The 25,381-nt window shown below is 55.4% G+C and carries 20 protein-coding genes, 1 other RNA gene and 1 pseudogene; 10 read left to right on the top strand and 12 right to left on the bottom strand.

What is annotated here, in order from left to right:
- Positions 1 to 3 precede the first annotated feature (3 nt).
- The 3 genes from ACJTMZ_RS16640 (at position 4) to fdhF (ending at position 2,971) form a co-directional block, all read left to right on the top strand.
- Positions 4 to 324 (top strand): hypothetical protein, encoded by a 321-nt coding sequence (locus ACJTMZ_RS16640; RefSeq protein WP_015570712.1) that lies wholly within the window; start codon positions 4 to 6, stop codon positions 322 to 324.
- 29 nt (positions 325 to 353) lie between these two features.
- Complete coding sequence (locus tag ACJTMZ_RS16635; RefSeq protein ID WP_003857748.1) at positions 354 to 632, top strand: biofilm/acid-resistance regulator YmgB/AriR; 279 nt, start codon at positions 354 to 356, stop codon at positions 630 to 632.
- 188 nt (positions 633 to 820) lie between these two features.
- Complete coding sequence (fdhF, locus tag ACJTMZ_RS16630) at positions 821 to 2,971, top strand: formate dehydrogenase subunit alpha (RefSeq protein WP_023296363.1); 2,151 nt, start codon at positions 821 to 823, stop codon at positions 2,969 to 2,971.
- A 52-nt stretch (positions 2,972 to 3,023) separates the two neighbouring features.
- Here the strand turns inward: fdhF and ACJTMZ_RS16625 are convergent, their stop codons facing one another.
- The 6 genes and pseudogenes from ACJTMZ_RS16625 to ACJTMZ_RS16600 all read right to left on the bottom strand — a co-directional run bounded on the left by ACJTMZ_RS16625 (position 3,024) and on the right by ACJTMZ_RS16600 (position 9,027).
- On the bottom strand, positions 3,024 to 3,677 hold the full coding sequence (locus ACJTMZ_RS16625; protein ID WP_015570713.1) for a LuxR C-terminal-related transcriptional regulator: 654 nt from the start codon (positions 3,675 to 3,677) through the stop codon (positions 3,024 to 3,026).
- A 41-nt stretch (positions 3,678 to 3,718) separates the two neighbouring features.
- Complete coding sequence (locus ACJTMZ_RS16620; protein WP_047365641.1) at positions 3,719 to 4,231, bottom strand: fimbrial protein; 513 nt, start codon at positions 4,229 to 4,231, stop codon at positions 3,719 to 3,721.
- Between the two features lie 11 nt (positions 4,232 to 4,242).
- Positions 4,243 to 5,190, bottom strand: a complete 948-nt coding sequence (locus tag ACJTMZ_RS16615) for a fimbrial protein (protein WP_015570714.1) — start codon at positions 5,188 to 5,190, stop codon at positions 4,243 to 4,245.
- A 1-nt stretch (position 5,191) separates the two neighbouring features.
- Positions 5,192 to 7,735 carry a fimbria/pilus outer membrane usher protein gene (locus ACJTMZ_RS16610; protein WP_408626946.1) on the bottom strand — a complete coding sequence of 848 codons (2,544 nt, stop codon included), beginning with the start codon at positions 7,733 to 7,735 and terminating at the stop codon, positions 5,192 to 5,194.
- Between the two features lie 27 nt (positions 7,736 to 7,762).
- Positions 7,763 to 8,440, bottom strand: a pseudogene (locus ACJTMZ_RS16605) (molecular chaperone).
- Positions 8,441 to 8,496: 56 nt separating this feature from the next.
- A complete protein-coding gene (locus ACJTMZ_RS16600) occupies positions 8,497 to 9,027 on the bottom strand; it encodes a fimbrial protein (protein WP_015570717.1) in 531 nt (176 codons plus the stop codon).
- Between the two features lie 354 nt (positions 9,028 to 9,381).
- On the opposite strand from ACJTMZ_RS16600, the gene ACJTMZ_RS16595 reads away from it, so the two are divergent.
- Together ACJTMZ_RS16595 and ACJTMZ_RS16590 are read left to right on the top strand one after the other, a co-directional pair.
- Positions 9,382 to 10,041, top strand: coding sequence for a winged helix-turn-helix transcriptional regulator (locus ACJTMZ_RS16595; RefSeq protein WP_015570718.1), 660 nt, complete (start codon positions 9,382 to 9,384; stop codon positions 10,039 to 10,041).
- Positions 10,042 to 10,118: 77 nt separating this feature from the next.
- Entirely contained in the window at positions 10,119 to 10,748 is a 630-nt protein-coding gene (locus ACJTMZ_RS16590) for a helix-turn-helix domain-containing protein (RefSeq protein ID WP_015570719.1), read from the top strand.
- Positions 10,749 to 10,794: 46 nt separating this feature from the next.
- On the opposite strand, the gene ACJTMZ_RS16585 is transcribed toward ACJTMZ_RS16590, so the two are convergent.
- The 3 genes from ACJTMZ_RS16585 to ACJTMZ_RS16575 form a co-directional block, all read right to left on the bottom strand.
- Complete coding sequence (locus ACJTMZ_RS16585) at positions 10,795 to 10,989, bottom strand: YdiH family protein (protein WP_003857766.1); 195 nt, start codon at positions 10,987 to 10,989, stop codon at positions 10,795 to 10,797.
- A gap of 85 nt (positions 10,990 to 11,074) precedes the next feature.
- Positions 11,075 to 11,485, bottom strand: coding sequence for a 1,4-dihydroxy-2-naphthoyl-CoA hydrolase (gene menI / locus ACJTMZ_RS16580; RefSeq protein ID WP_015570720.1), 411 nt, complete (start codon positions 11,483 to 11,485; stop codon positions 11,075 to 11,077).
- Positions 11,482 to 14,538 (bottom strand): FAD-binding and (Fe-S)-binding domain-containing protein, encoded by a 3,057-nt coding sequence (locus tag ACJTMZ_RS16575; RefSeq protein WP_032103720.1) that lies wholly within the window; start codon positions 14,536 to 14,538, stop codon positions 11,482 to 11,484. Before ACJTMZ_RS16575 ends, menI begins: the two co-directional genes overlap by 4 nt.
- A gap of 199 nt (positions 14,539 to 14,737) precedes the next feature.
- On the opposite strand from ACJTMZ_RS16575, the gene ydiK reads away from it, so the two are divergent.
- Positions 14,738 to 15,853 carry an AI-2E family transporter YdiK gene (gene ydiK, locus ACJTMZ_RS16570; protein ID WP_015570721.1) on the top strand — a complete coding sequence of 372 codons (1,116 nt, stop codon included), beginning with the start codon at positions 14,738 to 14,740 and terminating at the stop codon, positions 15,851 to 15,853.
- A gap of 208 nt (positions 15,854 to 16,061) precedes the next feature.
- Positions 16,062 to 16,169: antisense sRNA RprA (gene rprA / locus ACJTMZ_RS16565), an RNA gene on the top strand.
- A gap of 5 nt (positions 16,170 to 16,174) precedes the next feature.
- Here rprA and ACJTMZ_RS16560 read toward each other — a convergent pair.
- The 3 genes from ACJTMZ_RS16560 to ppsA all read right to left on the bottom strand — a co-directional run bounded on the left by ACJTMZ_RS16560 (position 16,175) and on the right by ppsA (position 22,567).
- Positions 16,175 to 18,550 (bottom strand): glycoside hydrolase family 3 N-terminal domain-containing protein, encoded by a 2,376-nt coding sequence (locus tag ACJTMZ_RS16560; RefSeq protein ID WP_163294436.1) that lies wholly within the window; start codon positions 18,548 to 18,550, stop codon positions 16,175 to 16,177.
- Between the two features lie 3 nt (positions 18,551 to 18,553).
- Entirely contained in the window at positions 18,554 to 19,954 is a 1,401-nt protein-coding gene (locus ACJTMZ_RS16555) for an MFS transporter (protein ID WP_032648070.1), read from the bottom strand.
- A gap of 234 nt (positions 19,955 to 20,188) precedes the next feature.
- Complete coding sequence (gene ppsA, locus ACJTMZ_RS16550) at positions 20,189 to 22,567, bottom strand: phosphoenolpyruvate synthase (protein WP_023296353.1); 2,379 nt, start codon at positions 22,565 to 22,567, stop codon at positions 20,189 to 20,191.
- A 335-nt stretch (positions 22,568 to 22,902) separates the two neighbouring features.
- Here ppsA and ppsR point away from each other — a divergent pair, with 335 nt between their 5' ends.
- The 3 genes from ppsR (at position 22,903) to hemP (ending at position 25,331) form a co-directional block, all read left to right on the top strand.
- Positions 22,903 to 23,736, top strand: coding sequence for a posphoenolpyruvate synthetase regulatory kinase/phosphorylase PpsR (ppsR, locus tag ACJTMZ_RS16545; RefSeq protein ID WP_017384644.1), 834 nt, complete (start codon positions 22,903 to 22,905; stop codon positions 23,734 to 23,736).
- Between the two features lie 150 nt (positions 23,737 to 23,886).
- On the top strand, positions 23,887 to 24,933 hold the full coding sequence (aroH, locus tag ACJTMZ_RS16540; RefSeq protein ID WP_032670070.1) for a 3-deoxy-7-phosphoheptulonate synthase AroH: 1,047 nt from the start codon (positions 23,887 to 23,889) through the stop codon (positions 24,931 to 24,933).
- Between the two features lie 209 nt (positions 24,934 to 25,142).
- Positions 25,143 to 25,331, top strand: a complete 189-nt coding sequence (hemP, locus tag ACJTMZ_RS16535) for a hemin uptake protein HemP (RefSeq protein ID WP_015570723.1) — start codon at positions 25,143 to 25,145, stop codon at positions 25,329 to 25,331.
- The last annotated feature ends 50 nt before the right edge of the window (positions 25,332 to 25,381 follow it).

The following is a 25,381-nucleotide window of genomic DNA, read 5'->3' as shown; positions in this document are numbered from 1 at the left end:
GTCATGAACAGCAGTGATGCGGACAGACTGATCGACAAGCTTATTGGAGAAGCCGCTCTTTCACTTTTGAAGGAGCGCGGTCCCGTGACGACCGAGGGATTGGTTCAGCGTCTGCGTAACATGCAAGCATATGAAACGGATCCCCAGCGGCGGGAGACATTAGCGCGAGTGATAGCTGACATCAGCTCTGGCACGGTCGCTTTTAAAGGTCGCAGAACCGCACAAGGACGAATACAGAGAGAGGGATCTCTCAAAAATAACCGAGACAATGTAGTGCCGTTATTTGGAAATGGAAAACCGTCCGATCCTAAAAAGATACATTGACTACAACTTTACAGCTACGGTGAGAACAAATGAGACAAAATATTCAGCTTCAACCCGAATACCACTCCGCCTTTTTAGATAGCGCGTTGTCGGAGTATTTCCGTCACGCAGGCGATCGCTTTGCTGAAGAGTCTGCCATTTTTTCGACTGCGGTTCGTTGTGTTCTTGCTTCCGAAGGTCATTTGACCAACAAAGCGATCATTCTCTGGCTAATCCAGACGCTGGAATCCACCGACGATGTCGTTAAGGCGGATGTGATCCGCAAGACGCTGGAAATTGTCGTCGGTTACACCATGGACGATCTTTAACGCCTCCCCCATCCCTACGGATAGCGTGTCATCGTCAATTCTGACGAACAGACTGACGATGACACACCCTCTCTCCACAAACGCCCTGTTAATCAAGAACGCTGAATGTGGCATGGATCCTGCTTAGTCCGCTAAGGGACTGGGCTTTCCAGTAAACATTGCTTCATTTCTTAACAGGTCTGTTATTGATGAAAAAAATCGCCAGCGTCTGCCCCTACTGCGGTGCAGGCTGCAAACTAAACCTCGTCGTTAAAAATAACCGGATTATCCGTGCCGAAGCCGCTGATGGCGTAACCAATCAAGGCACGCTTTGCCTGAAAGGTTTCTACGGCTGGGACTTTCTTAACGACACACGGCTGCTTACCCCCCGTCTGACGCAGCCCATGATCCGCTACAGCAAAGGCGAGGCCTTTACCCCTGTTACCTGGGAAGAGGCCATTCGTTATACCGCTCACAGGCTTAAAAGCATCAAAGAACAGTATGGCCCTCGGTCCATTATGACCACGGGTTCCTCACGGGGAACGGGCAATGAGACCAACTATGTGATGCAAAAATTTGCCCGTGCGGTGCTGAATACTAACAACGTCGACTGCTGCGCCCGCGTCTGTCACGGTCCGTCCGTTGCCGGTTTACAGGAGACCCTCGGCAACGGCGCCATGAGCAATTCCATTAACGATATTGAAAACTCAAAATGCCTGCTGGTATTCGGCTATAACTGCGCCGACTCTCACCCCATCGTCGCCCGACGCGTGCTTAAAGCACGTGAAAATGGCGCTAAAATCATCGTCTGCGATCCGCGTCATATTGAAACGGCACGCATTGCCGATCTTCATCTTCAGCTAAAAAATGGCAGTAACATGGCGCTGGTCAATGCCTTTGGCTATGTCCTGCTGGAAGAGGAACTGTACGACAAAAACTACGTTGCCCGCTTTACAGAAGGGCTTGAGGCGTACCGGCTGACGGTAAAAGATTACGCCCCCGAGCAGGTTGAACATCTGACGGGGATCCGCGCGCGGGATGTTCGTCAGGCAATGCGCATGTTCGCAGCGGCGCCTTCAGCAACGGTGATGTGGGGAATGGGCGTCACGCAGTTTGGTCAGGCGGTCGATGTGGTGAAAGGTCTCTCCAGCCTGGCGCTGCTGACCGGCAACCTGGGCCGCCCTGCCGTCGGCGTGGGTCCGGTTCGCGGGCAAAATAACGTTCAGGGTGCCTGCGATATGGGCGTTCTGCCCAATATGTTCCCCGGCTACCAGGACGTCACTGACCCGGCGGTCAGACTGAAATTTGCCGATGCGTGGAAAATCAATGTCAACCGGATGGACGATCGCGTCGGGACGCGTATCACCGAAGTGCCACATCTCGCGCTGGAAGGAAAGATCAAAGCGTATTACATCATGGGGGAAGATCCGCTTCAGACAGAAGCCGATCTGGGACTGGTCCGCCGCGGCTTTGAGGCGCTCGATTTTGTGGTGGTTCAGGACATCTTTATGACCAAAACGGCAGAGGTGGCTGACGTGCTGCTCCCTGCCACCTCATGGGGAGAGCACGCCGGCGTGTTCACCTGTGCCGATCGCGGCTTCCAGCGTTTCGGCAAAGCCATTGAGGCCAGCGGCAACGTGAAGCGCGACTGGGAGATCATCAGCCTGCTGGCCACGGAGATGGGTTATCCCATGCATTACGAGGATAACCAGCAGATCTGGGACGAAATGCGCGAGCTGTGCCCCCTCTTCTACGGCGTGACCTACGAAAAAATGGGCGAGATGGGTCATGTGCAGTGGCCCTGTCCCACCCTCGATCATCCCGGCACTCCCTACCTGTACAAGGATAATCAGTTCGACACCCCCACTGGCAAAGGCCAGTTATTTGCCGCCCCCTGGCGCGCCCCGGCGGAGATACCGGATGCGGATTACCCGCTGGTACTGTGCACGGTGCGCGAAGTGGGTCACTACTCCTGTCGCTCAATGACCGGGAACTGCGCGGCGCTGCAAAGCCTGGCCGACGAGCCGGGCCGGGTGCAGATCAACCCGGCCGACGCGGATGAACGGGGGATTGCCGAGGGCCAACTGGTCTGGGTACGTTCACGCCGGGGTAAAGTGATCACGCGCGCCAGCATCAGCGAGCGCATCAATGCGGGAGCAATCTATATGACCTACCAGTGGTGGATTGGCGCCTGTAATGAGCTGACGCAGGATAATCTCGACCCGATCTCCAGAACGCCGGAAACGAAGTATTGCGCCGTGCAGCTGGAGGCGATCGAGGACCAGCGCTGGGCGGAGGATTTTGCGGCTTCCGCGTACCAGACCATGAAGACGCGTTTGATCGCTGCGGTTAACGTTTAAATGCATTGCCGGGTGGCGGCTATCGCTGCCCGGCCCGCTATCCGCTGCTGTTTTACGTTATCTGTTGTGCATAATTATTTTCCAGGTAATCGCGAAGCAGGTTCGGACGGCTCTTTTTCTCCATCAGCCTTCTCAACAGTACGATCAGCTCGTAATCGCTTCGCAGATTAAATTTCTGCATCATCATATATTTATGGGTAAAGACCGTTTTTTCGCTCATCTTCAACGCGTTCGCGGTCTGCACCACCGACAGCCCCCGGTAAAAATTGACCATGATACGAATCTGTTGCCGGGATAAACCTTTATGCTGGCAGTCGAAACAGGTCTTTTTATTCAACGTGTAACCTGGTAATTGCGTCCTGAACCACGCGATAAACAGAACGCCGCTAATACGGTCAAGCGACGCCCGGCGCGGAAGAAAAATAATGTCCTGAAAGCAGGAAGGCAGCGCCGAAAAGCGCAGCTCATCGTCGACGAGACCTATCACAATTCCTTTTTGCCGGGCCAGTAACTCCGGAAAACAGGTCAGCGTTTCCCCCTGACATAATGAAAGAACAATAATATCGGCCTGGCTGACGTTTTCATTGGTCAGCGCCAGGTGAAATGTGATGGAGCGATGAAAGTTATGCTTAAAAAAATCGTCGAAAAAGCTCTGTAGCCCAGCCTGAAAAAACAGATCCGTTTCCTGAATCAGAATATTTAACATAGTTCACACCAACGTCTTTAATAAAGGCTTGTCACCGGCATTCAGTTGTACTGCATCGTCATTACCACAACTGCCCTGATGCTTCCCGGCGTGGCGCCTCCCGGCATGGATTTTACCGAGGCCAGCATAGCCATTGTCGCGGTTCTGTCCACGGCAATGGTCTGGGTCATACTGGTGCCTGTTCCTTTAAGCGCGCCGGTTTGGGCATCGCGCATGGCTATCGCCACATGCGTGGCCGAACCGCTGTTCATGAAATAGTCCGCTCCCGCCTCGGGATCGGGGCTGCCGGTGAAAGCGACGGTCACACTCTGCGTTCCCGTTGGGCACTGGGTAAACAGCAGACTGAAAGGCACCGGATCCGATGTTGAGCCCGGCGTCGCCATATTGGTTGCCTGAATATTGCCCAGGTTGACATCGAGGCTGTTACTGCCGCCATTAAATATGCACGGCGACGCAACGATATTTCCCGTCACACCGATGTTGACGCTATCAGCGGAGCATACCTTCCCGCTGAGTAAGGCAAGTAAAAGCAGTGTCCTGCATCTTATTTTCATCTTCTTACCTGCTACTGGTAGGTCAAATTAAGGGTGGCGGAGGCATTCGCTGAACCTGACTCCACGCGGGTTAACGTCTGGTAATACCGGGCCGTTAATGGCAACGTCTCTTGCCCCCCGGCAGACTGCCGCAAGAATAGTCGGCTGTTCATCACCAGCGGTGCACCGTTATAGATAAGCTGCACTCCCACCCCTTTCGCAGTGCCGGCATTTCCCTGCCCGGTTAAGGCCATCACGCTGGTATTGGCGCTGTCCGGGTTCTGTATTCCACTGAGCGAGACCGTAATATTGGTTCCGGCGGCGCAGGTCAGGCCCAGGTTTTGCGTGTTCTGTGCTCCCGCTGGCGTGGTGCCCACCGTGGAGCCGAACGCCGAGGCGGGAATATCCCCTATCGGAAACGTCAGCTGGGCCGTATTCACCGTGCACGCCAGAGCATTGATGGTGCCGGAGGTGAGCTGCGTGGTCAGACCGTCACGGTAGAGGCCATCGCTTCCCTGAAGCGTCACGACGCCGATCGTCCCGGGGGTTAATACCCCCGATGAGACCGGGCCCGTCACCACCAGCTCAATCCTCCCGCCGTACCAGTCCACATAGGAGGTCTGCGCATTGTAGGAAAATGTATTGCTCGGGTTTTCAAAATAGCCGTTGGAAGAAAAGCGTATCCCTATCCCGCTGACGTTCGTGTTGTAAACATGGTTGCCGTAGCTGCTCAACGTGGCGCCGTTGTAGCGCAGGCTGAATCCCAGCATCAGCGGATTCGTACACCCGGTAAGATAGGAGCCTGTGGCTGACGCCGCGCCAGAAAATACCACCGTGCCGACAGGCGCATCGCGCTGCACGTTGATCGTCCCCACGGACAGGGTGGAAAGCTGCGGGGTGATGGTGGTGCAGGTACCGGCACGAGCCATATTTGCCGCCGCGAGCAAACAGAGCAGCAGCATCGCGTTAAGACATTTCATGTTAGCGTTCCTGACGGCAGGTGGCGCGCATATCAGCGATCCCACCGTACGTTGAGTGATTCGGCAGCGTGAAATCAGCGCGGCATTGCTGACTGGATTGACTTCCCCATGTAGCGACTAACGTTCCCTGCTCGCGCATCCCGGTTAAATAGACCTGACCGCGATCGCCGACAATAAAACTGCCGCTGTCATCACCTACAAGGGTGACCACCGCCCCAAACGGAACGGCGCGGTCGTTGTCGATCAAGGTCATCAGCACCCGGCGACCTGACTTCGGCAGATAATCGGCTCTCACCACCGCTCCCCGCGTCGGCGTCACCGTGCGAGTGTTGATCTCCAGCTCGACATCGTCCGGCATCGTTTCCGGGTCGAGGGTGAGATCGTTTTTCCGGTAGACAGAAAGGTTGCTCACGACCGTATATCCGCGAAAATCTGTCCGTACACCGGGCTGATTGCGGATATCCACGTCGTGGGCGCCAGGAGCTTTGATTAAGACGCTGGTCTCCCCCAGCGGCTGGGAAAGCGTGATGCCATCAGCATGGGCGAGAATGCCGCCTTGCAGCCCGTAATTCAGGCGTTCACTGTTTTTGTCATAACCATAACCTGCCGTGACTTCGCCATAGGTGCCTTTGTAGTCCGCGTTAACATTGCCGGTATAGCCCACACCCTCTGTTCCGTATCCCTGCTGTACGTTCCAGCTCAGGGCACGGTTCTCGAGCGCTACCCCGTTCAGGCCGACGTTATGCGTCGTCCCGTTATTCCCGCTGGCGTTCATGCCATAGTTAGCCCATGTCTGCGGCAAAAATTTATCCAGCGGAATGCTGACGTTGAACGCCAGAAGCTGGTCATGGTCAGCTTTTTTTTGGCTGTCGCGGGTTTCTGACGCTGAGCGGACATTTTTGCTGTAAGTCCATGTCAGGCCATAGCTGATGTTGTGCCAGTAGTTGCTATAGCCGACGCTCCACGAAGCCATCGACTTACCGTCATTCCAGTAATCTTCCCGCGCCGCACTGAGGGTAAGCGCGCCCAGGTTGTCCCCCAGCGTCTGGCTCATCGTCAGCTCGGCACGGTTACGTCGCCTGTCATGAAGCGCGCTGCTGTCGCCGTAAGAATCGAGGACGTCCTGCATCCCGTAATAGCCGCGGGTCGAGTAGCGATACCCGGCAATCGAAAAGTTGGTCCCGGTATTGATAAAATTCTTGCTGTATCGGGCCCGCCACGACTGACCGTTTGTTTTCGCGGCATGCTCCGGCGTTGACCAGCCTTGAGTGACGTCTGCGGATACAGCCCCGAGATCGCCCATATTCTTGCCCACCCCCAGAGCCGCCGACTGGTACTTATCTGCCCCCTGGACGCCGCCATAGAGCGTAATACCGTGAGGGAGGCCGTAAATTCCGGTCAATTGCCCGAAGGGGGTTTTCTCCACGCTACGGTTATACGAGCGATACTGCCCGGCGGTAAGGGCATATTTCAGGCGCCCCTCCCGTTGCAGGACCGGCAGCGAAGCGTACGGCAGGGTGAAATGTTGCTCACTACCATCAGCTTCGACGATCGTGACATCAAGATCGCCCGCGCCGCCGGTGGGATACATATCCGCGATCTCAAACGCGCCCGGTGCCACATAGCTTTGGTAGATTTGATAGCCATTCTGACGCACCACGACCTGCGCGTTAGTTCGCGCAATACCGCGCACCACCGGCGCATAGCCTTTCAGGGAATCCGGCAGCATATCGTCGTCGGACGCCAGCTGGACGCCGCGAAACGGCATGCTGTCAAAGACATCGGCAGGCGCGGAACTGTCTCCGAGCGTAAGCTGGGCTTGCAGGGGAATAATCGCGCGCTGCATCAAGGTATAGACGTTGTCCCACTTATCCTGGCCGGACGCATCGCGGGACCAGGTGGTGTAGTTGCGTAACCGCCAGGGACCGACGTTGATCCCCGGCCGCAGGTTTGCATACTGGCTGTCGCTGCGGGTGCCTGCCCCGCTTCTTGCCCGGCTGTTTGCCCCGCTCAGGCTGTAGTTGAGCATGGCCGCGGTAATGCCTTCATCCCACATATCCGGCGGAACGTAACCTCTCGCTGGCAGGTCTATAGCCGCCTGTGGAATGCTAATCGCCAGACGCTGGGCGCCAAACTGGAAATCCGCGCTGGCCTGTGGGATCGCCCTGAGATCGGCGCATTCACCTTCCCCGGCGGCAAGCTGTGGGAAAAGCGCCGTTTTCACGCCCCACGCTTTTAACTGCCCGATACTCAGGCAAGGCTGCAACGTTTCACTGCCGTTAGCATCCTTCACTGCCATAAAACGAATATCCCGCGTTTCCAGCAGCCGATCGTCAAGAATAATATCAACGTGGTATGTCCCGGGCGCCTGCGAGCCGGATTCAAAGGCAGATAAATCCGCTTTTCCCATTCCGGGATTATCCAGCTCTACCAGTTCCGTATTAAACGTCTCACTGGCATACAGTGTGGGAGAGACACCAGCAAGCGCGAGGGCAATAAATATTGCCAGGCGCGCAGGCTGCATTGCATTCAATGCCGTTGTCATGACGAACACCTGATTAACGCGTAAGGATCACAAACTGGCCCGGTGTAATTCGCCAGGGCTGCCATAATCGTTAATGACTTTAAACGTCAGCGTATTGCCACTGGTTCCGTTCGGTAACGGAAAACGGGCTGTGCCTGAAGGCATCACGTACGTGACATCGTCAAGCTTCTTATTACCCAACGTAATTTCATTGAAATTGATAACGTACGGCGTAGGGTTATTAACCTGAAGGGTATTTCCCGCACGACGCCAGGTTAATTTATTGGCTTGCTCCTCGGGGGTAGACGCACGAAGAGTCTCTGGTCGATAAATTAATTTGATGCGCGTTTTGACGGCAATTTGCAGCGAGTTCATCTGCTTTGAGGCTGAAGGAATAGCTTTAATGTTCAGCCAGAATAAACTCTCCCGCCCCTGAGGCAGTGAGCCGGTCATGACAATACGCTCAAGGTTTTTTTGCCCGCCGTCCAGCCGATACAGTGGTGGCGTAATAATAAAAGGCGCTTTACCCGATTATTCATCCTGAACATCTATCCACGACTGGATTAAATAAGGAACGTTATCAGGATTAGTAATACCTATTGACGCCTCTTTTTTAGTCCCATCAAAAATAATACGGGTGCCGCCAATAATTACTCCTGCACTGACGGATGTTAACGTCAGCGGTAACAGCGCCATAGCCAGGCCCGTTGTCGTGATAAAACGCATTTTAATACCTCATAAAACAAGGGGCCGGGCGGCCCCCTGCTGATTACTGCAATGACTTAGTTGTATACCACTGAGAAGTTTGCGACCGAGTTAGCCGGGCCCGCGGTCACGGATGCCGCGGTGGAGATATACTGCGCGTAGAAGTTCAGCGTATTATCAGCCGTACTGCTGAGCGGGTAAATATAGCTGTTGCTGCCGTGCAGCGGCAGATCGGCTTTATCTGCCGTCATCAGGTTAATCGCCACCCCGGTGGCCGCCCCCGCCACGGACGTATCAATCGCCAGCAGGCTAGCGTTGGTTAAATCCGGCGTGCCGTCAAAACGGACTTTTGCATTGGTGACCGTTACCGGACAGTTTTTCAAAATAATATTGAATTGCGTCGCAGCCGTTCTCGCCCCGGTTGTCGGGAATTCCGTTTTATAATAATCGCCTAATACCACCACCTGATTCTGGGATGCCACATCAACGTCGCAGGCAGAATCCAGAATATTCCCGTTAAAATTAACGGTACCGGCCGCTGCGAATGCATTGGTCATGGTGAGTACAGAACCTGCCGCTAACATTGCCATCATCAATTTTGTATTCATAATTTTATATCCCGTATTACTTTATTTATTACCGACATTCAGTTGCAGAAACAAAAGACCTTCCGACGAGTCAAAATTTATACAACTCTTTTTCCGCATACAATCAATTTTGAGGTCTAGCTGTAGACCCTCTTTTAACAATTACAAAACATATTCACTCGGAAACACCTTAAGAATAATGGCCAAAGTCTACTTTTAGACCTGAATAAAAAAGGTTTCAATTTCAATTAATTAAGACTCAAAAAAAAGCGAGTCTATAATTAGACTCGCCGCAAACATTCCCTGATCTGCTGGTTTTTAAGATAATTCTTTATGCCGATCAAAAAATGATCGCATCAGTCAGTGAGGTTTCACATGAATACCCGTTTCGCGCCTGAGTCAGATATTGATAAGTCAACAGTGCTCGGCGCTAAGCCTTTTAAGCACATTGAAAAAATAATCGATAATGTTTTGCCGCATGCGGAGAGAAGCATTATTGCCAGAGGAGAAATTATCCATTATTGCTCCGGCGATACCCGTCAATGCTTTTTACTGTTGCATGGCAGCGTGGCGTTACACCGTCGCGGGGACGGTATCGTCTTAAATTCTGAATCCGCGCCATTTATACTCGGCGTGAGCAGCCAGTTATCGTCTGAACACCTGTACGTCAGAGCGCTGGAAACCTCAGAGGTGGCCAGCGTTTCGCTGGCGTGTTTCAATCATGTTGTCGCACAACAGAATTTATGGGAGCACTTCTCAAACCTGCTGATCTACACCGCATCGCGCGTCTACGAACATTGTGCCCAGATATCGCAAATGTCGGCTTATGACATTATCCGCTTTCAACTGGTTGAGTTGATGCAGGAGCCGGAAGCCATAAGACAAAACATTACCGCCGCGGCCTATATCAAAAGCCGCACCTATCTTTCACGCAGCGGCATTATGCGGATCCTCGCGGAGTTGCGGACGGGGAAATACATCACCATGGAGCGTGGCGTACTAGTAGAGATCCATCACTTACCCCGTAAGTACTGAGGCTGTATTTATCTCTGGAGAAGGTGGAAAAGAAGAGCGACACTATAGAGAGTACAGTCTCTTTCCAGGTTAACGCTATGTCTTCTGACAAACCATCGCATCGCGGCTCTCCCTATGCTCAGGAACTGATTTCTCATTTACAGCCGCACTGCGCCACGCATAAAACCGATCCCGGCGAGCAACTTGATCTCCAGGTTGAAGGGCAGAGCATGTGTTATTTAATTCTTGACGGCACGGTCGCCATATACAGAAGAAGCGACGACATGATGCTTTCAACGGCGCGCAGTCCCGCCCTGTTTGGCCTCGCTAACCTGACGGACATTTATTTTAATGACTACCTCCGAACGGTAACGCCTTGCCTGATTGGTGTGCTCACGACCGATCGGGTGGCTGAAATTATCAAAGAGAAGGCGCTGTGGGGGCTGCTTTCTAATCATCTGATGTTTGTCTATAACCGCCTCTATCACAACGTCATGCCGAAAGGCGCGCCAACCGCGTACGAGATGATTCGCCAGCAGCTCGTGCTGCTGATGCAGGAAGATGACAGCTACCGACGCAGCGTGACGGCGGAAAGGTATATCAGGGATAAAACCCATCTTTCCCGCAGTGGCGTAATGCGGATCCTGGCTGATCTGAAAACGGGTGGGTTCATCGAAATGGAAGAAGGCCGGCTGATTAAAATTAACAAACTGCCTGCCAGATACTGAATGTCAGACACAAAAAAGGCCGCGCTTGCGGCCTTTTCTTCACTGCTTAATGGACGTGAACGCCCAACCGCCAGGCAAAGTAGATCTCTTCTTTCAGTTCGTTTGAAGAGAGCGCCAGCAAATCCGTAAATTCCAGCTCAAGCTGTTTCAGCTTTTTCAGGTACTGGGCGGGAGACAGATTGCTTTTATCGCGACGTAAATATTCAATTGCCAGCTGTGTTGGGGTTATTTCAGTATCCATGATGTCCTCGCTTATGTTCAAAACGTGACCAGTATATCACAATCAGGCGGCTAATTTTTGACCAAAAACAAGACATCCGAAAACTTTACACAACGGCCGTCGTCAGCCTGGATGAACAACACAGGCGATCCTGCTCGTCCAGGATATCAATCTGCCACACCTGATGACGGCTTCCGGCATGCAGCGCCCGGCAGACGCCGCGCACGCGCCCGCTGCGAACGGAGCGAATGTGGTTGGCATTGACCTCCAGACCCACCACCTTCTGCTCTCCTTCCGTACACAGGTAGCCCGCCACCGACCCCAGCGTTTCGGCCAGCACGACGGACGCGCCGCCGTGCAGCAGGCCAAACGGTTGATGAGTACGGCTGTCTACCGGCATCGTCGCTTCCAGTTCGTTGTCGCCAATGCGCGTGAACTGGATATCCAGCAAACCGACCATGTTCTCCGCGCCCATGGCATTTAAGGCCTCCAGCGTGACCGCACGTTTCCAGATCATCCGATAATCTCCAGTAAAGCCTGCAATGGATGGCGGACGCCGTTACCTTCCACCCGTTTCACCTGGCTGCGGCAGGAGTAGCCCGTCGCCAGACAGCGGTTGCGTGGCAGGCGCTGCATCGCCTGATGCCACGACAGCTCGTAAATGCCGAGCGAATTAGCGTGGTTTTTGACTTCATGGCCGTAGGTTCCGGCCATACCGCAGCAGCCCACGTTAACGCTTTCCAGCTTCGCGCCAAACCGGGCAAAGATAGAAGCCCACTGGGCAGGCGCCGTCGGCAGCGCCGTCACTTCGGTGCAGTGCCCAAACAGATACCAGGCTTCTCCACTCACCTCCTGAGTGGGCGTTTGCGTCAGCACCGCAGGCAGCCACTCGTGCACCAGTAAGACCTGAAAATCACCGCGCTTATCGCCGAGCGTCTGCTTATATTCATCCCGGTAACAGAGCACCAGCGCCGGATCGACGCCCACCATCGGCATACCGAGCTGCGCCACGCGATTCAGAAAATCTGAAGTTTTCTGCGCGGTTTTCGCAAAGCGGGTGAGGAAACCTTTTATGTGCTGCGCCTTGCCGTTCGGCGAGAACGGCAGCACCACCGGCTGGTAGCCGATTTTCTCGGCCAGTCGGACAAAATCGGCCACCACCTGCGCATCGTAATAGCTGGTAAACGGATCCTGCACTACCAGCACCACCTTCGCTTTCTGCTCAGGGCTTAATGCTTCCAGTTGTTCCAGGGTCATGTTCGCCGAGCGGTGCCCCACCAGCCGACGCTGGAGCGATGGCACCGACAGCAGCGGCAGATCCACCATGCCGATATGTTTTTCTGACAGTTTGCGCACCAGCGGCTGGTTGATAAAGAAGTTAAAGGTTTTTGGCGCACGGGCCATCAGCGGCGCGTAACTCTCCACCGTCGCCACCAGATGATCGCGCATCGGGCGCAGATAACGCGTGTGGTACAGCTGGAGGAAGCGGGAACGGAATTCCGGTACGTCAATTTTAATCGGGCACTGGGTTGAACACGCCTTGCACGCCAGGCAGCCGGACATCGCCTCTTTCACCTCATGCGAGAAATCGTATTCACCTTTGTTCGCATGCCAGCTGTTGCGGGTGCGTTCGATAAGCCCGCGCAGGCTGGCGCGTTTTTCCGGCAGCTCCTGTTCCAGCTTGAGCGGGTCAACGCCGCGGTCGGCCAGCAGGCGCAGCCATTCGCGCACCAGCGTGGCACGCCCTTTCGGGGAATGAATGCGGTTGCTGGTGATTTTCATCGACGGACACATCGGGCTTTTCACATCGAAGTTGAAGCACAGCCCGTTGCCGTTGCACTCCATCGCGCCGCGCCAGGAAGCGCGTACCGCAATCGGAATTTGTCGGTCATAGGTGCCGCGCTTGACGGCGTCCACCTGCAACATCGGCGCATCGATGCCCTCCGGCGGGCAGATTTTTCCCGGGTTGAGGCGGTTATCGGGATCAAAAGCGGCTTTCACCTTACGCAGCTCGGCGTAAAGTTGTTCGCCAAAAAACGCCGGGCTGTACTCGGCGCGGAATCCTTTGCCGTGCTCGCCCCATAACAAGCCGCCGTATTTGGCCGTGAGGGCCACGACCTGGTCGGAGATCTCCTTCATCAGGATCTCCTGCTGCGGGTCGCACATGTCCAGCGCCGGGCGCACGTGCAGCACACCCGCGTCCACGTGCCCGAACATGCCATAGCTCAGACCATGGCTGTCGAGCAGCGCGCGAAACTCCACAATATAATCAGCAAGGTGCTCCGGCGGCACGCAGGTATCTTCCGCAAACGGAATAGGCTTCGCCGCCCCTTTCGCGTTGCCGAGCAGCCCCACCGCTTTTTTACGCATCGCGTAGATTCGCTCGATGCCGGAGAGATCGTTACACAGCTGCCAGCCAATGACGCCGCCTTCCCCCTGGGCAATCAGCTCGTCCAGACGCTGGCAGAGCGTGCTTACCTGGCTCTCAATCAGCTCTGCGTCATCCCCGGCGAACTCGACGATGTTCAGGCCGAGCATCTCTTTATCCGGCACGTCGGTAATCAGTTCGCTCACCGAATGCCAGACGATATCTTCCCGGGCCAGGTTCAGAACTTTTGAATCGACGGTTTCCACCGACAGCGCCCGCGCCTCCACCATAAACGGTGCATTACGCAGCGCAGAGTCAAAGGAGTTGTATTTGACATTCACCAGACGGCGCACCTTTGGCAACCGGGTGATATCCAGACGCGCTTCGGTGATGAAGGCCAGCGTCCCTTCTGACCCGGTCAGTACGCGGGTAAGATCGAACTGGCTCAGATCGTCATTAAAGACATGGCGCAGATCGTAGCCCGTCAGGAAGCGGTTAAGCTTCGGGAATTTGTTGAGGATCAGTTCGCGATTTTCGCGGCAGCGCTCCAGCACGGTACGATAAATCCGTCCGCTGGTGGTGCTCTCTTTTGCCAGCGTTTCGGCCAGCTCGATCGGCATCGGTTGGGTATCGAGGATATCGCCCCCCAGCAGCACCGCCCGCACACCCATAACGTGATCGGAGGTTTTGCCGTAGACCAGCGAGCCCTGCCCCGAGGCATCGGTGTTGATCATCCCGCCAATGGTCGCGCGGTTACTGGTGGAAAGCTCTGGCGCAAAAAAATAGCCGTAAGGTTTCAAAAACTGATTCAGCTGATCTTTGATCACCCCCGCTTCCACTCGCACCCACCCCTCTTCAGGGTTGATCTCAATGATGCGGTTCATATAGCGGGACATATCAATGATGATGCCCTGGTTCAGCGCCTGCCCGTTGGTACCCGTCCCGCCGCCGCGTGGGGTAAAGACCAGGGTGCTGAAACGCTCCTGCGACGCCAGACGGGCGATGAGCGCCACATCGGCGGTAGAGCGCGGGAAAACGACGGCATCGGGAAGAAGCTGGTAAATACTGTTATCGGTCGCCATCGTCAGCCTGTCGGCATAATCGGTGGCGGTGTCACCTGTAAAACCCTGTTGCTCCAGTGCCTGCAAAAAATTAAGCACCAGCTGAACGACGCCCGGTGCCTGAGAAATCTGTGGGATCATTGCTGTCGACCCTAATGAGAATAGTGTGAAATCGTTTGCGTTGTGTCTGGAAAGTTTTATCACATTTTTTTCTTATGTGCTTCGTAGAATTACGGGCAAAATCCGCCTGTCAAAAATCGCTGAAATCACTAATGATTAGAGAGATGCGGTTTATATTCCCATCAGCCTTGCTGGTGTTCATTTAAGGAAAGTTTCGTTTATGGTCAATCTTCGTCAGCCCAGGGATGTCGCGCAGATACTGCTGTCGGTGCTGTTCTTAGCCATTATGATTATTGCGTGTCTGTGGATTGTTCGTCCTTTCGTGCTCGGATTTGCCTGGGCCGCGACCGTCGTCGTCGCCACCTGGCCTTTACTCTTACGTTTGCAGAAACTGCTGTTTGGTCGCCGCGGCCTGGCCGTGCTGGTGATGACGCTGCTGTTGTTCCTGCTGTTTATTATTCCCATTGCACTGCTGGTTAACAGCCTGGTTGACAGTAGCGGCCCGGTTATTCGCGCGGTCACCAGCGGTGATATGACGCTGCCGGATCTCGCGTGGCTGAACAGCATTCCTGTTGTGGGCGCAAAACTGTACAGCGGCTGGCACAGCCTGCTGGAGATGGGCGGTAGCGCGCTGATGGCCAAAGTGCGTCCGTACATCGGCACAACCACCACCTGGTTTGTGGGGCAGGCTGCGCACATTGGTCGCTTCATGATGCACTGTACGTTGATGCTGGTCTTCAGCGCCCTGCTGTACTGGCGCGGCGAGCAGGTTGCGCTGGGGGTACGTCATTTCGCCACCCGACTGGCAGGTAAACGCGGCGATGCGGCCGTGCTGCTGGCAGCCCAGGCCGTCCGCGCGGTAGCGCTCGGCGTGGTGGTCACAGCGCTGGTGCAGGCTGTACTTGGCGGAATCGGGCTGGCAATTTCCGGCGTACCTTATGCCACCATTTTCACCGTCGTCATGCTGATGACCTGTCTGGCTCAGCTCGGTCCGCTGCTGGTGCTGGTTCCCTGCATTATCTGGCTTTACTGGACGGGGGACACGACCTGGGGCACGGTGCTACTGGTCTGGAGTTGCGTGGTGGGCACCATGGATAACGTGATCCGTCCCCTCCTCATCCGCATGGGCGCTGACCTGCCGCTGATTCTGATCCTGTCCGGGGTGATAGGGGGGTTAATTGCCTTCGGCATGATTGGCCTGTTCATCGGTCCGGTGCTGCTTGCGGTAACCTGGCGTCTCTTCTCCGCCTGGGTGCATGAAGTGCCGCCGCCGGGAACCGACCCTGACGTCATCTTAAGCGAACTTGAAGAACTGGAAGATAAGAACGCGCAGTAAGAACGTAGGCCGGGTGGCGCTAACGCTTACCCGGCTACACTCTCCACAGCAATACTTAAACGTTGCTAAACTATTTATTCTCTGTGCACTGGTCAGACCCGCCTTTTCCTGCCTAAAACCGTCATTCTCTTCAAGAAATCTTTACCTGCCTTTAACTATTGAGACGAATCCGATCGACTCAAAATCCTGGCATGCCTACTATTAAGACACGGTTATAAATCAACACCTTGATTTATAAGCATGGAAATCCCCTGAGTGAAACAACGAATTGCTGTGTGTAGTCTTTGCCCATCTCCCACGATGGGCTTTTTTTTATCCTTTTTACGCCCGTGTAATGTCACAGCGGCTGAGCATGCGCCATTCCCCCGCCAGCTCCCGCGTCTCCCCGGTTACCAGCACGTTCACCACCTCGCGTATATCCGCCGAGGACGCGCCAACCTGTAGCTCAAATTCCCCTGGCTCGACAATCCGCTTCCCGTCCCGGCGGGTGAAATTAAACATCTCCACCGGCAGGGTAAAGGTCAGCGTGGCGGTTTCTCCCGGTGAAAGCGTAACGCGCTGGAACGCTTTCAGCTCCTGAAGCGGACGCACCTGCGTGGCGACCTTATCGCGTACGTACACCTGTACCACTTCGCTGCCGCTGCGCTCGCCGGTGTTGGTGATATCGACGCTTAACGCCACCTCTCCGTCGATCGGGACGCGGCTTTCCGCCAGGCGGGCCGCGCCCCAGCGAAACTGCGTCCAGCCGAGACCGTAACCGAACGGGTAAAGTGCGCCGAAATGGAACGCAAACGGCGTGCCGCCGCTTTTCAGCTTGTGGTTATAGTAGTACGGCATCGCCCCGGCGTTTTTCGGCACGCTCACTACCAGCCTGCCCTGCGGCTCCGCGCGGCCGGTTAAGACATCGGCAATCGCCCAGCCCCCTTCCTGCCCCGGCGCCCAGGCCATCATCAGCGCGGCCACCTTCTCTTCCAGCCCCTGAAGGTTATAAGGACGCCCACCCGTCATGACGACAATCACTGGCTTACCGGTTGCCACCAGCGCCTCCAGCAGCTGTTGCTGCACGCCCGGCAGATCCAGCGAATCGGTATCCGAACCTTCCCCCACGGTGCCGCTCTGGAATAGCCCGGCGAGGTCGCCCACGCAGGCCACCACCACGTCACTCTCTTTTGCCGCGCTCACGGCGTCGGGGATCAAATCCGTGCGTTGTGAAACCGGCGATTGCTGCATCGGCTTACCGCCGCTGTCGCCCGGGAACACCGGTGCGCCCGCCATCCGTTTTTCGATAATGTGGCACCCTTTGGCGTAACGTACCTGTGATGCGCCAAGGTACTGTTCCAGCGCCGCGCGCGGGGTAGTCACCTGCGAGGTCTCTTCAACCATATCGCTGATAATCAGGTGAACCGGGAAGCTGTAGCCGCTCAGTAACGCCAGTGGATCGTCCGCCGTCGGCCCCACTACCGCTACACGGGGTTTTCCGCCGAGGGGCAAAATGCCGTTATTTTCCAGCAGCGTGATCGATTTTGTTGCCACCTCGCGCGCCACCTGCCGGGTCGCCTCATTCTGCAAATCGATACCGTCTTCGTCGGCGTACGGTTTTTCAAACAGCCCGAGACGGAATTTTTCACTTAGCACGCGCGCCACAATCTCATCCACTTTCGCCATTGAGATGAGCCCACGCTCTACCGCTTCCGCCAGATGACGCGCGCAGTCATCCTTCGGCAATTCCACGTCCAGCCCGGCGTTAAACGCCAGCGCCGCCGATTGTGCTGGATCGTGAGAAATCCCGTGGTGCTGGTGCAGCAGGCTGACGCCGCCGTAATCCGCCACGATAATGCCGTCGAAGCCCCACTGTTCACGCAGCACGGTGGTGAGCAGAAAATGGTCGCTGTGCCCTGGCTGATTATCAATGTCGTGATAGGCTGGCATCACCGAACCGGCGTTGGCCAGCTTTACCGCCATCTCAAACGGCAGCAGGAAGGTATCGTTTAGCTCGCTGAAACCGAGATGGACCGGCGCATGATTGCGCGCCCCTTCGCTGAAGGAGTGGCCGACGTAATGTTTCAGGGTCGCCAGCAGATCGCGCTTATCGCCCTGCAACCCCTTCACGTACGCCGTCGCCATCACCCCTACCAGCCACGGATCTTCCCCAAAGGTCTCTTCCGTCCGTCCCCAGCGCACATCGCGCGAGACATCCAGCACCGGGGCCAGCCCCTGCTGGCACCCGACGGATCGGGCCTCTTTGCCAATCTGCTCCGCCGCGCGCTGCACCAGCGCCGGGTCCCAGGTAGAACCGTAGTTCAGCGACGACGGGAACAGCGTTGCATCTTTGCACAGCAGCCCTACCAGACACTCTTCATGAAACAGCGCCGGAATGCCGAGCCGGGTCTCCTCCATCATCATGCGTTGCAGGCGGTTGGCGGCACGCACGCCGGTTTTTGCATCAACAATGTGCGTGCCGAGCGGGCGGGTGATCTGCCCGACGCCCAGCTTCAGCCTTTCGCTGAGGGACGCCTGTTCACTCACGCCGGCGAATTCATCGCTCAGATCGCTGCGCTCGCGGTGGTTGCCGTGTTCATCAAGGATCAGCCAGTACGCGTGCATCTGGGCAAATTTCTCTTCCGGCGTCATACGCGCCAGTAAATCAGCGACACGCTCGTGTACGGAACGTCCCGCGTCCTTGTAGATCGCAGTCATGGTTTACTCCTGTAGTGCGGATTGGGTTGCCGGACTGAGCTGCCCCGTATCGTTTCGACTATCGCGTTTGCTGGCCAGCTCGCGGGCGATGCTGTCCACCAGTCGGCTGTTAAGTTTGTAGATGGCAAGGAGCGCCACCATGCAGAGGAACAGCGCGCAGGGGATCAGGGTAAACAGGGCATTGATGGTTGCAAGAACGTGAGGCGCCTGGTTTGCCTGACCGGGAGCGTAATCCACCATGCCAAGCACCCAACCGACCACCGCCCCACCCAGCGCCAGCCCAAACTTGATGGCAAACAGGGCGGTAGAAAAGACCAGCCCGTCCAGGCGGCGGCCGCTACGGTGTTCTTCGTAGTCCACCACATCGGAGAACATGGTCCATTGCAGCGGCGTGGTCAGGTTCTGAATAAAACTAAACACAATATTCAGACCGAATATCAGCCACACCTGCGAAGGCGGAATGAAGAAAATCAGCGCGCCAAAAATAACGAAAGAAATAATGGTCCACTGATAGGCACGCACCCGGTCAAATTTCCCCAGCAGACGTTCAGATAATAATGCGCCGCTTAAGGAGGCCACCATGCCGGAAACAATAAAGGCAAAAACCAGTTCCGGACGTAACAGAACATAGTTAACGTAATACATGGTCGCAGAGCCACGCGTCACGACGGCGGTTAACAGTAAAATATTAAACAGAAAAACAATTCGCCACTGGCTATTGGCGGCCAGCAGTTTTAAATCCGTCAGCATCGAGCCGGAGGTGTCATTGCGCGGCGAGTAACGCTCCCGGGTCATAAAGAAGCAGCAGAAGAATAAAACAATACCCAGCAGCCCCATCAGGCTCATGGCATAGAAATAGCCTTTTTGCACATTCCCCTGGCCTAATAATGAGACCAGCGGCAGCGCGATGACCGTTACAATCAACCCGCCGATAAACGACAGGCCAAAGCGCCAGGATTGCAGCGAGTGGCGTTCGCGCGGGTCGAGCGTCAGCGCGCCGGGCATGGCGCAGTAAGGGACGTTAATCGCGGAATAGATCAGGCTCAGGATGGCATAGGTTACGCAGGCATAGACAATTTTTGCCGTCGCCCCGGCATCCGGTACGTAGAAGGTAATCAGGCAGCTCACGCCAAACGGAATGGCAAACCAGAGCAGCCAGGGACGAAAACGACCGTGGCGGGTCTGAGTGCGGTCCACCAGCGCGCCAATGCACGGGTCGACAAACGCATCGACCACGCGCACCACTAAAAACATGGTGCCCATAATGGCCGCAGGCAAACCGAATACGTCCGTATAGAAATAAGCGAGAAATAACGTTGCCGTTTGCCAGACCAGCGCGCTGGCCATATCGCCGAGGCCGTAACCTATTTTATCTTTGGTACGTAATACAGAGGAGATTGTCATTGTTATTTGCCTTTTTATCAGGTTAAAACGTATTTCAACCAGTCGCGCATCATCCCGACGGATGTACGCGGTAAGGCTCAAGTATTAGCAACGCCCTGCCCGCTAGCAATTGTCTAAATTAACAGATAAATTATGATATTTGGTTTTTTGCTTTATTTGTGATGGTGAGCATATTCGCAGGAAAATAAAAAAGGCGAGGACAGATATCCTCGCCTTTTTCAGGTTGTGCAGGTTTTACTTGTTCAGCTCTGCCAGGCTCAGCCAGGTCTGCACCACGGTGTCCGGGTTCAGGGAGAGGCTATCAATCCCCTCATCCATCAGCCAGGCCGCAAAGTCTTCATGGTCAGAAGGACCCTGGCCGCAAATCCCGACATATTTACCCTGTTTCTTCGCCGCGCGGATGGCCATGGAGAGCAGCGCTTTCACCGCCTCGTTACGCTCATCGAACAGCTCAGAGACGACGCCGGAGTCGCGGTCCAGGCCGAGCGCCAGCTGCGTCATGTCATTCGAGCCAATGGAGAAGCCGTCGAAGTGTTCCAGGAACTGCTCGGCCAGCAGGGCGTTGGACGGAATTTCACACATCATGATGATCTTCAGCCCGTTCTCGCCGCGCTTCAGCCCCTGACGCGCCAGCTCATCAACCACCGCCTTCGCCTGATCCACGGTACGGACGAACGGGATCATGATTTCCACGTTGGTCAGACCCATATCATTGCGCACGCGTTTTACCGCCTCGCACTCCAGCGCGAAGCAGTCGCGGAAGCTTTCCGACACGTAACGTCCGGCGCCGCGGAAGCCCAGCATCGGGTTCTCTTCTTCCGGCTCGTAGCGTTCGCCGCCCACCAGGTTGGCGTATTCGTTGGACTTAAAGTCCGACAGACGCACGATCACGCGTTTCGGGTAGAAGGCCGCGCCGAGCGTGGCGATCCCTTCCGTCAGACGACCCACATAGAACTCTCTCGGCGAGTCGTAACCCTTCATCATCTCGCGGATTTCGTTTTGCAGTTTTGCGTCCTGGTCGTCGAACTCCAGCAGCGCACGCGGATGCACCCCGATCATACGGTTAATAATAAATTCCAGACGCGCCAGGCCCACGCCTTCGTTCGGCAGGCAGGCGAAGTCAAACGCGCGGTCCGGGTTGCCGACGTTCATCATGATCTTCAGCGGCAGGTCCGGCATGGTATCCACGCTGGAGCTTTTCACGCTGAAGTCGAGGATATCGGCATACACGTAACCGGTATCGCCTTCAGCGCAGGAGACCGTCACCTTCTGGTCGTCCTTCATGCGTTCGGTCGCGTCACCGCAGCCGACTACCGCCGGGATCCCCAGCTCACGGGCGATAATAGCCGCGTGACAGGTACGGCCGCCGCGGTTGGTGACGATGGCAGCCGCTTTTTTCATGATCGGTTCCCAGTCCGGGTCGGTCATGTCGGTTACCAGCACGTCGCCAGGCTGAATGCGGTTCATCTCGCTGATGTCGTGGATCACTTTCACCGGACCGGCACCGATGCGGTGACCAATTGCGCGGCCTTCCGCGACAATTTTGCCCTGCGCGTGCAGGGTGTAGCGCTCCATGACTTGACCACGTGAACGGACGGTTTCCGGACGCGCCTGCACGATAAACAGCTTGCCGGTGTGTCCGTCTTTCGCCCACTCGATGTCCATTGGACGGCCATAGTGTTTTTCAATCTGCACCGCCTGCTTCGCCAGCTCTTCCACTTCGGCGTCGGTCAGTGAGAAGCGATCCCGCTGCTCCTGCGGCACATCTTCAATGGTGACCTGTTTGCCATGCTCCTGCGTCGGAGCATAGATCATGCGGATTTTTTTCGAGCCCATGGTGCGACGTACCACTGCCGGACGGTTAGCCGCCAGCGTAGGCTTGTGAACGTAGAATTCGTCAGGGTTTACCGCCCCCTGCACCACCATCTCGCCCAGACCCCACGCGGAGGTGATAAACACCACCTGGTCGAAGCCGGATTCAGTGTCGATAGAGAACATCACGCCGGAAGAGCCTACGTCGGAACGCACCATGCGCTGCACGCCGGCGGAAAGCGCGACGCCGCGGTGGTCATAGCCCTGATGGACGCGATAGGAGATGGCGCGGTCGTTGAACAGGGAAGCAAACACATGCTTCACCGCCACCAGTACCGCCTCGTAACCCTGGACGTTGAGGAAGGTTTCCTGCTGCCCGGCGAAAGAGGCATCCGGCATATCTTCCGCGGTGGCGGAAGAGCGCACGGCAAAGGAGGCCTGCGCGTCGTCAGCGGAGAGCTGGTTGTAGGCGTCATGGATGGCTTTTTCCAGTTCCGGCTGGAAAGGTGTGTCGATGATCCACTGGCGGATTTGCGCGCCGGCTTTGGCAAGCTCGGTGACATCATCAATATCCGTTTTATCCAGCAGGTCGTAAATGCGCTGGTTTACACCGCTCTGGTCTAAAAACAGGTTAAACGCATCGGCGGTTGTGGCAAACCCGTTAGGTACGGAGACACCCATACCGGACAGATTTGTAATCATTTCACCCAGGGAGGCATTTTTGCCCCCAACTCTGTCTACATCATTCATGCCGAGTTGGTTATACCAAAGCACCAGCGGTGACGAGCCATTGTTGGACATCGAAACAATCCTTTTGTGATATTTGATCGGAGTAAGAAACACCTGACTACGTATTTATACTGGCATATTTATTTCCGCTAAAAAAACGGTGAATCGTGTAAGCAATTTAAATTTTCAACTTTTCGGACAGTTTCCCGGCACTCGCTAACCCGATGATTCCTATAGATTCCGGCAAAAACCATAGAAATAAAGCCGCTATTCGGAAAATGAAATCCACTTTTCAGGAAAATCAAAAACACCATTTCATTTTAAATTCAGATAAGTTCTTTGCTGTGAAATTAACTTTTTTAATTTATGCTTTCAGGCAATTACGTACGCTATTCAGGGTGGATAAAATGGATAATGCTGTCGATCGCCACGTTTTTTATATTTCTGATGGGACGGCGATTACCGCCGAGGTGCTGGGACACGCGGTGATGTCGCAGTTTCCGGTATCGATAAACAGCATCACGTTGCCGTTCGTGGAAAATGAGAGCCGGGCCAAAGCGGTCAAGGACCAGATCGACGCCATTTACCAGCAGACCGGCGTTCGTCCGCTGGTGTTCTATTCCATTGTGATCCCTGAGATCCGCAATATCATTTTGCAAAGCGAGGGCTTCTGTCAGGACATCGTGCAGGCGCTGGTTGCTCCCTTGCAAAGCGAGCTGAAGCTCGACCCGACGCCGATCGCCCACCGTACCCACGGGTTGAACCCCGGTAACCTGACCAAATACGATGCGCGTATTGCCGCCATTGACTACACCCTGGCGCACGACGACGGGATCTCCCTGCGCAATCTCGACCAGGCGCAGGTGATTTTGCTCGGCGTGTCGCGCTGCGGTAAAACCCCCACCAGCCTTTACCTGGCCATGCAGTTTGGCATTCGCGCCGCCAACTACCCCTTTATTGCCGATGATATGGATAACCTGGTGCTGCCCGCCGCGCTCAAGCCGCTCCAGCATAAGCTGTTTGGGCTGACCATCAACCCGGAACGACTGGCAGCGATCCGCGAAGAACGTCGCGAGAACAGCCGCTACGCCTCGATGCGCCAGTGCCGAATGGAAGTCTCCGAAGTCGAAGCGCTGTACCGGAAAAATCAAATTCCCTGGCTGAACAGTACCAACTATTCAGTAGAAGAAATTGCCACCAAAATCCTTGATATCATGGGGCTGAATCGCCGCATGTACTAATATGCTAGTACATTATTCCGGTTTCAGTTATTATCATGCCATCCTCGGGGCGACGTGCCCCGAACTTGAAATCAGCAGGGATTGGTTTAAGGTGATGCCCATCACTTCCCGGTAGTCTGCCGATGAAGCAAAAAATTTCTGAGACATTCCATGAATAAAACCGACGAACTGCGCACCGCGCGCATTGATAGCCTGGTCACACCGGCTGAACTGGCCCGGCTGCATCCCGTATCCGCCGAGGTGGCGGACCATGTGACGGCCTCCCGTCGCCGCATCGAAAAAATTCTCAATGGTGAAGACAAACGTCTTCTGGTGGTGATTGGCCCCTGCTCCATTCACGACCTCGACGCGGCAATGGATTATGCACAACGCCTTCAGACGCTGCGCGGCACGTATCAGGATCGCCTGGAGATCGTGATGCGTACCTACTTTGAAAAGCCCCGTACCGTCGTGGGCTGGAAAGGATTGATTTCCGATCCCGATCTGAACGGTAGCTACCGGGTGAATCACGGTATTACGCTGGCGCGCAAGCTGCTGTTACAGGTTAACGAACTGGGCGTGCCAACTGCCACCGAATTTCTGGATATGGTGACCGGACAGTTTATTGCCGACCTCATTAGCTGGGGCGCGATTGGCGCACGTACCACCGAAAGCCAGATCCACCGTGAAATGGCGTCGGCGCTCTCCTGTCCGGTGGGCTTCAAAAACGGAACGGACGGCAATACCCGAATTGCCGTAGATGCCATCCGCGCGTCACGCGCCAGCCATATGTTCCTCTCCCCGGATAAAAACGGCCAGATGACCATCTACCAGACCAGCGGCAACCCGTTCGGACATATCATTATGCGTGGCGGTAAAAAACCGAATTACCATGCAGAAGATATTGCCGCCGCCTGCGAAACGCTGGCGGAATTTGACCTGCCGGAGCATCTGGTGGTGGATTTCAGCCACGGCAACTGTCAGAAACAGCACCGCCGCCAGCTGGATGTCTGCGAGGAAGTTTGCCAGCAGATCCGCAGCGGCTCGACCGCCATTGCAGGAATTATGGCGGAGAGTTTTATCAAAGAAGGCACGCAGAAAATCGTCGCCGGACAGCAAATGGTCTACGGCCAGTCAATCACCGACCCGTGCCTGAGCTGGGAAGACAGCGAGCTGCTGCTGGAGATGCTGGCTTCAGCCGTGGACACACGCTTTTAAAATCCTGCCGGGTGACGCTACGCTTACCCGGCCTACGGTACGTGCCCTTCTCCCTCTCCCCGTGGGAGAGGGTCGGGGTGAGGGCATCAGACCGCACCTCTCCCCCAAATTTGATCCCGTCACACAATTTTCACAAAAACGCTTGCCGTGAATTTGCAGTTTATTGATAATGATTATCATTGTTACATTGATTGTTATTTATAAACATTATGTCACCGACCGATAACAGCGCGGCAACGCCAACAAAAACACACACAGCGCCGTCCCCTGCTCCCACCGATCGCCGAATCGACAGCAAAAGCCTGTTGGGTGAGGAGGGACGGGTCATTATCGAGCATGACGGCCAGCACTACCTGCTGCGCCAGACCAATGCCGGAAAACTGATCCTGACTAAATAAACCAGACAACACATTCGCCAGCCACCCAGGTGATCCCCAGGCAGCCAGCG

It is taken from the genome of Enterobacter sp. DN (assembly GCF_046054285.1).
GTDB classification, from domain to species: Bacteria; Pseudomonadota; Gammaproteobacteria; order Enterobacterales; family Enterobacteriaceae; genus Enterobacter; species Enterobacter hormaechei_C.
The sequence above is the reverse complement of the archived record's forward strand: the minus strand, read 5'-3'. Positions and strand labels throughout refer to the sequence as shown.

Excerpts from the sequence above, each read along its gene's own strand:
- ACJTMZ_RS16585 (WP_003857766.1), bottom strand. The coding sequence starts at position 10,989 with ATGGATACTGAAATAACCCCAACACAGCTGGCAATTGAATATTTACGT.
- ACJTMZ_RS16595 (WP_015570718.1), top strand. The coding sequence starts at position 9,382 with ATGAATACCCGTTTCGCGCCTGAGTCAGATATTGATAAGTCAACAGTG.
- ACJTMZ_RS16590 (WP_015570719.1), top strand. The coding sequence starts at position 10,119 with ATGTCTTCTGACAAACCATCGCATCGCGGCTCTCCCTATGCTCAGGAA.
- hemP (WP_015570723.1), top strand. The coding sequence starts at position 25,143 with ATGTCACCGACCGATAACAGCGCGGCAACGCCAACAAAAACACACACA.
- ACJTMZ_RS16610 (WP_408626946.1), bottom strand. The coding sequence starts at position 7,735 with ATGACAACGGCATTGAATGCAATGCAGCCTGCGCGCCTGGCAATATTT.
- ACJTMZ_RS16640 (WP_015570712.1), top strand. The coding sequence starts at position 4 with ATGAACAGCAGTGATGCGGACAGACTGATCGACAAGCTTATTGGAGAA.
- ydiK (WP_015570721.1), top strand. The coding sequence starts at position 14,738 with ATGGTCAATCTTCGTCAGCCCAGGGATGTCGCGCAGATACTGCTGTCG.
- ACJTMZ_RS16575 (WP_032103720.1), bottom strand. The coding sequence starts at position 14,538 with ATGATCCCACAGATTTCTCAGGCACCGGGCGTCGTTCAGCTGGTGCTT.
- ACJTMZ_RS16555 (WP_032648070.1), bottom strand. The coding sequence starts at position 19,954 with ATGACAATCTCCTCTGTATTACGTACCAAAGATAAAATAGGTTACGGC.
- ppsA (WP_023296353.1), bottom strand. The coding sequence starts at position 22,567 with ATGTCCAACAATGGCTCGTCACCGCTGGTGCTTTGGTATAACCAACTC.
- ACJTMZ_RS16615 (WP_015570714.1), bottom strand. The coding sequence starts at position 5,190 with ATGAAATGTCTTAACGCGATGCTGCTGCTCTGTTTGCTCGCGGCGGCA.
- ACJTMZ_RS16625 (WP_015570713.1), bottom strand. The coding sequence starts at position 3,677 with ATGTTAAATATTCTGATTCAGGAAACGGATCTGTTTTTTCAGGCTGGG.
- ACJTMZ_RS16620 (WP_047365641.1), bottom strand. The coding sequence starts at position 4,231 with ATGAAAATAAGATGCAGGACACTGCTTTTACTTGCCTTACTCAGCGGG.
- ACJTMZ_RS16600 (WP_015570717.1), bottom strand. The coding sequence starts at position 9,027 with ATGAATACAAAATTGATGATGGCAATGTTAGCGGCAGGTTCTGTACTC.
- menI (WP_015570720.1), bottom strand. The coding sequence starts at position 11,485 with ATGATCTGGAAACGTGCGGTCACGCTGGAGGCCTTAAATGCCATGGGC.
- ppsR (WP_017384644.1), top strand. The coding sequence starts at position 22,903 with ATGGATAATGCTGTCGATCGCCACGTTTTTTATATTTCTGATGGGACG.
- ACJTMZ_RS16635 (WP_003857748.1), top strand. The coding sequence starts at position 354 with ATGAGACAAAATATTCAGCTTCAACCCGAATACCACTCCGCCTTTTTA.
- ACJTMZ_RS16560 (WP_163294436.1), bottom strand. The coding sequence starts at position 18,550 with ATGACTGCGATCTACAAGGACGCGGGACGTTCCGTACACGAGCGTGTC.
- aroH (WP_032670070.1), top strand. The coding sequence starts at position 23,887 with ATGAATAAAACCGACGAACTGCGCACCGCGCGCATTGATAGCCTGGTC.
- fdhF (WP_023296363.1), top strand. The coding sequence starts at position 821 with ATGAAAAAAATCGCCAGCGTCTGCCCCTACTGCGGTGCAGGCTGCAAA.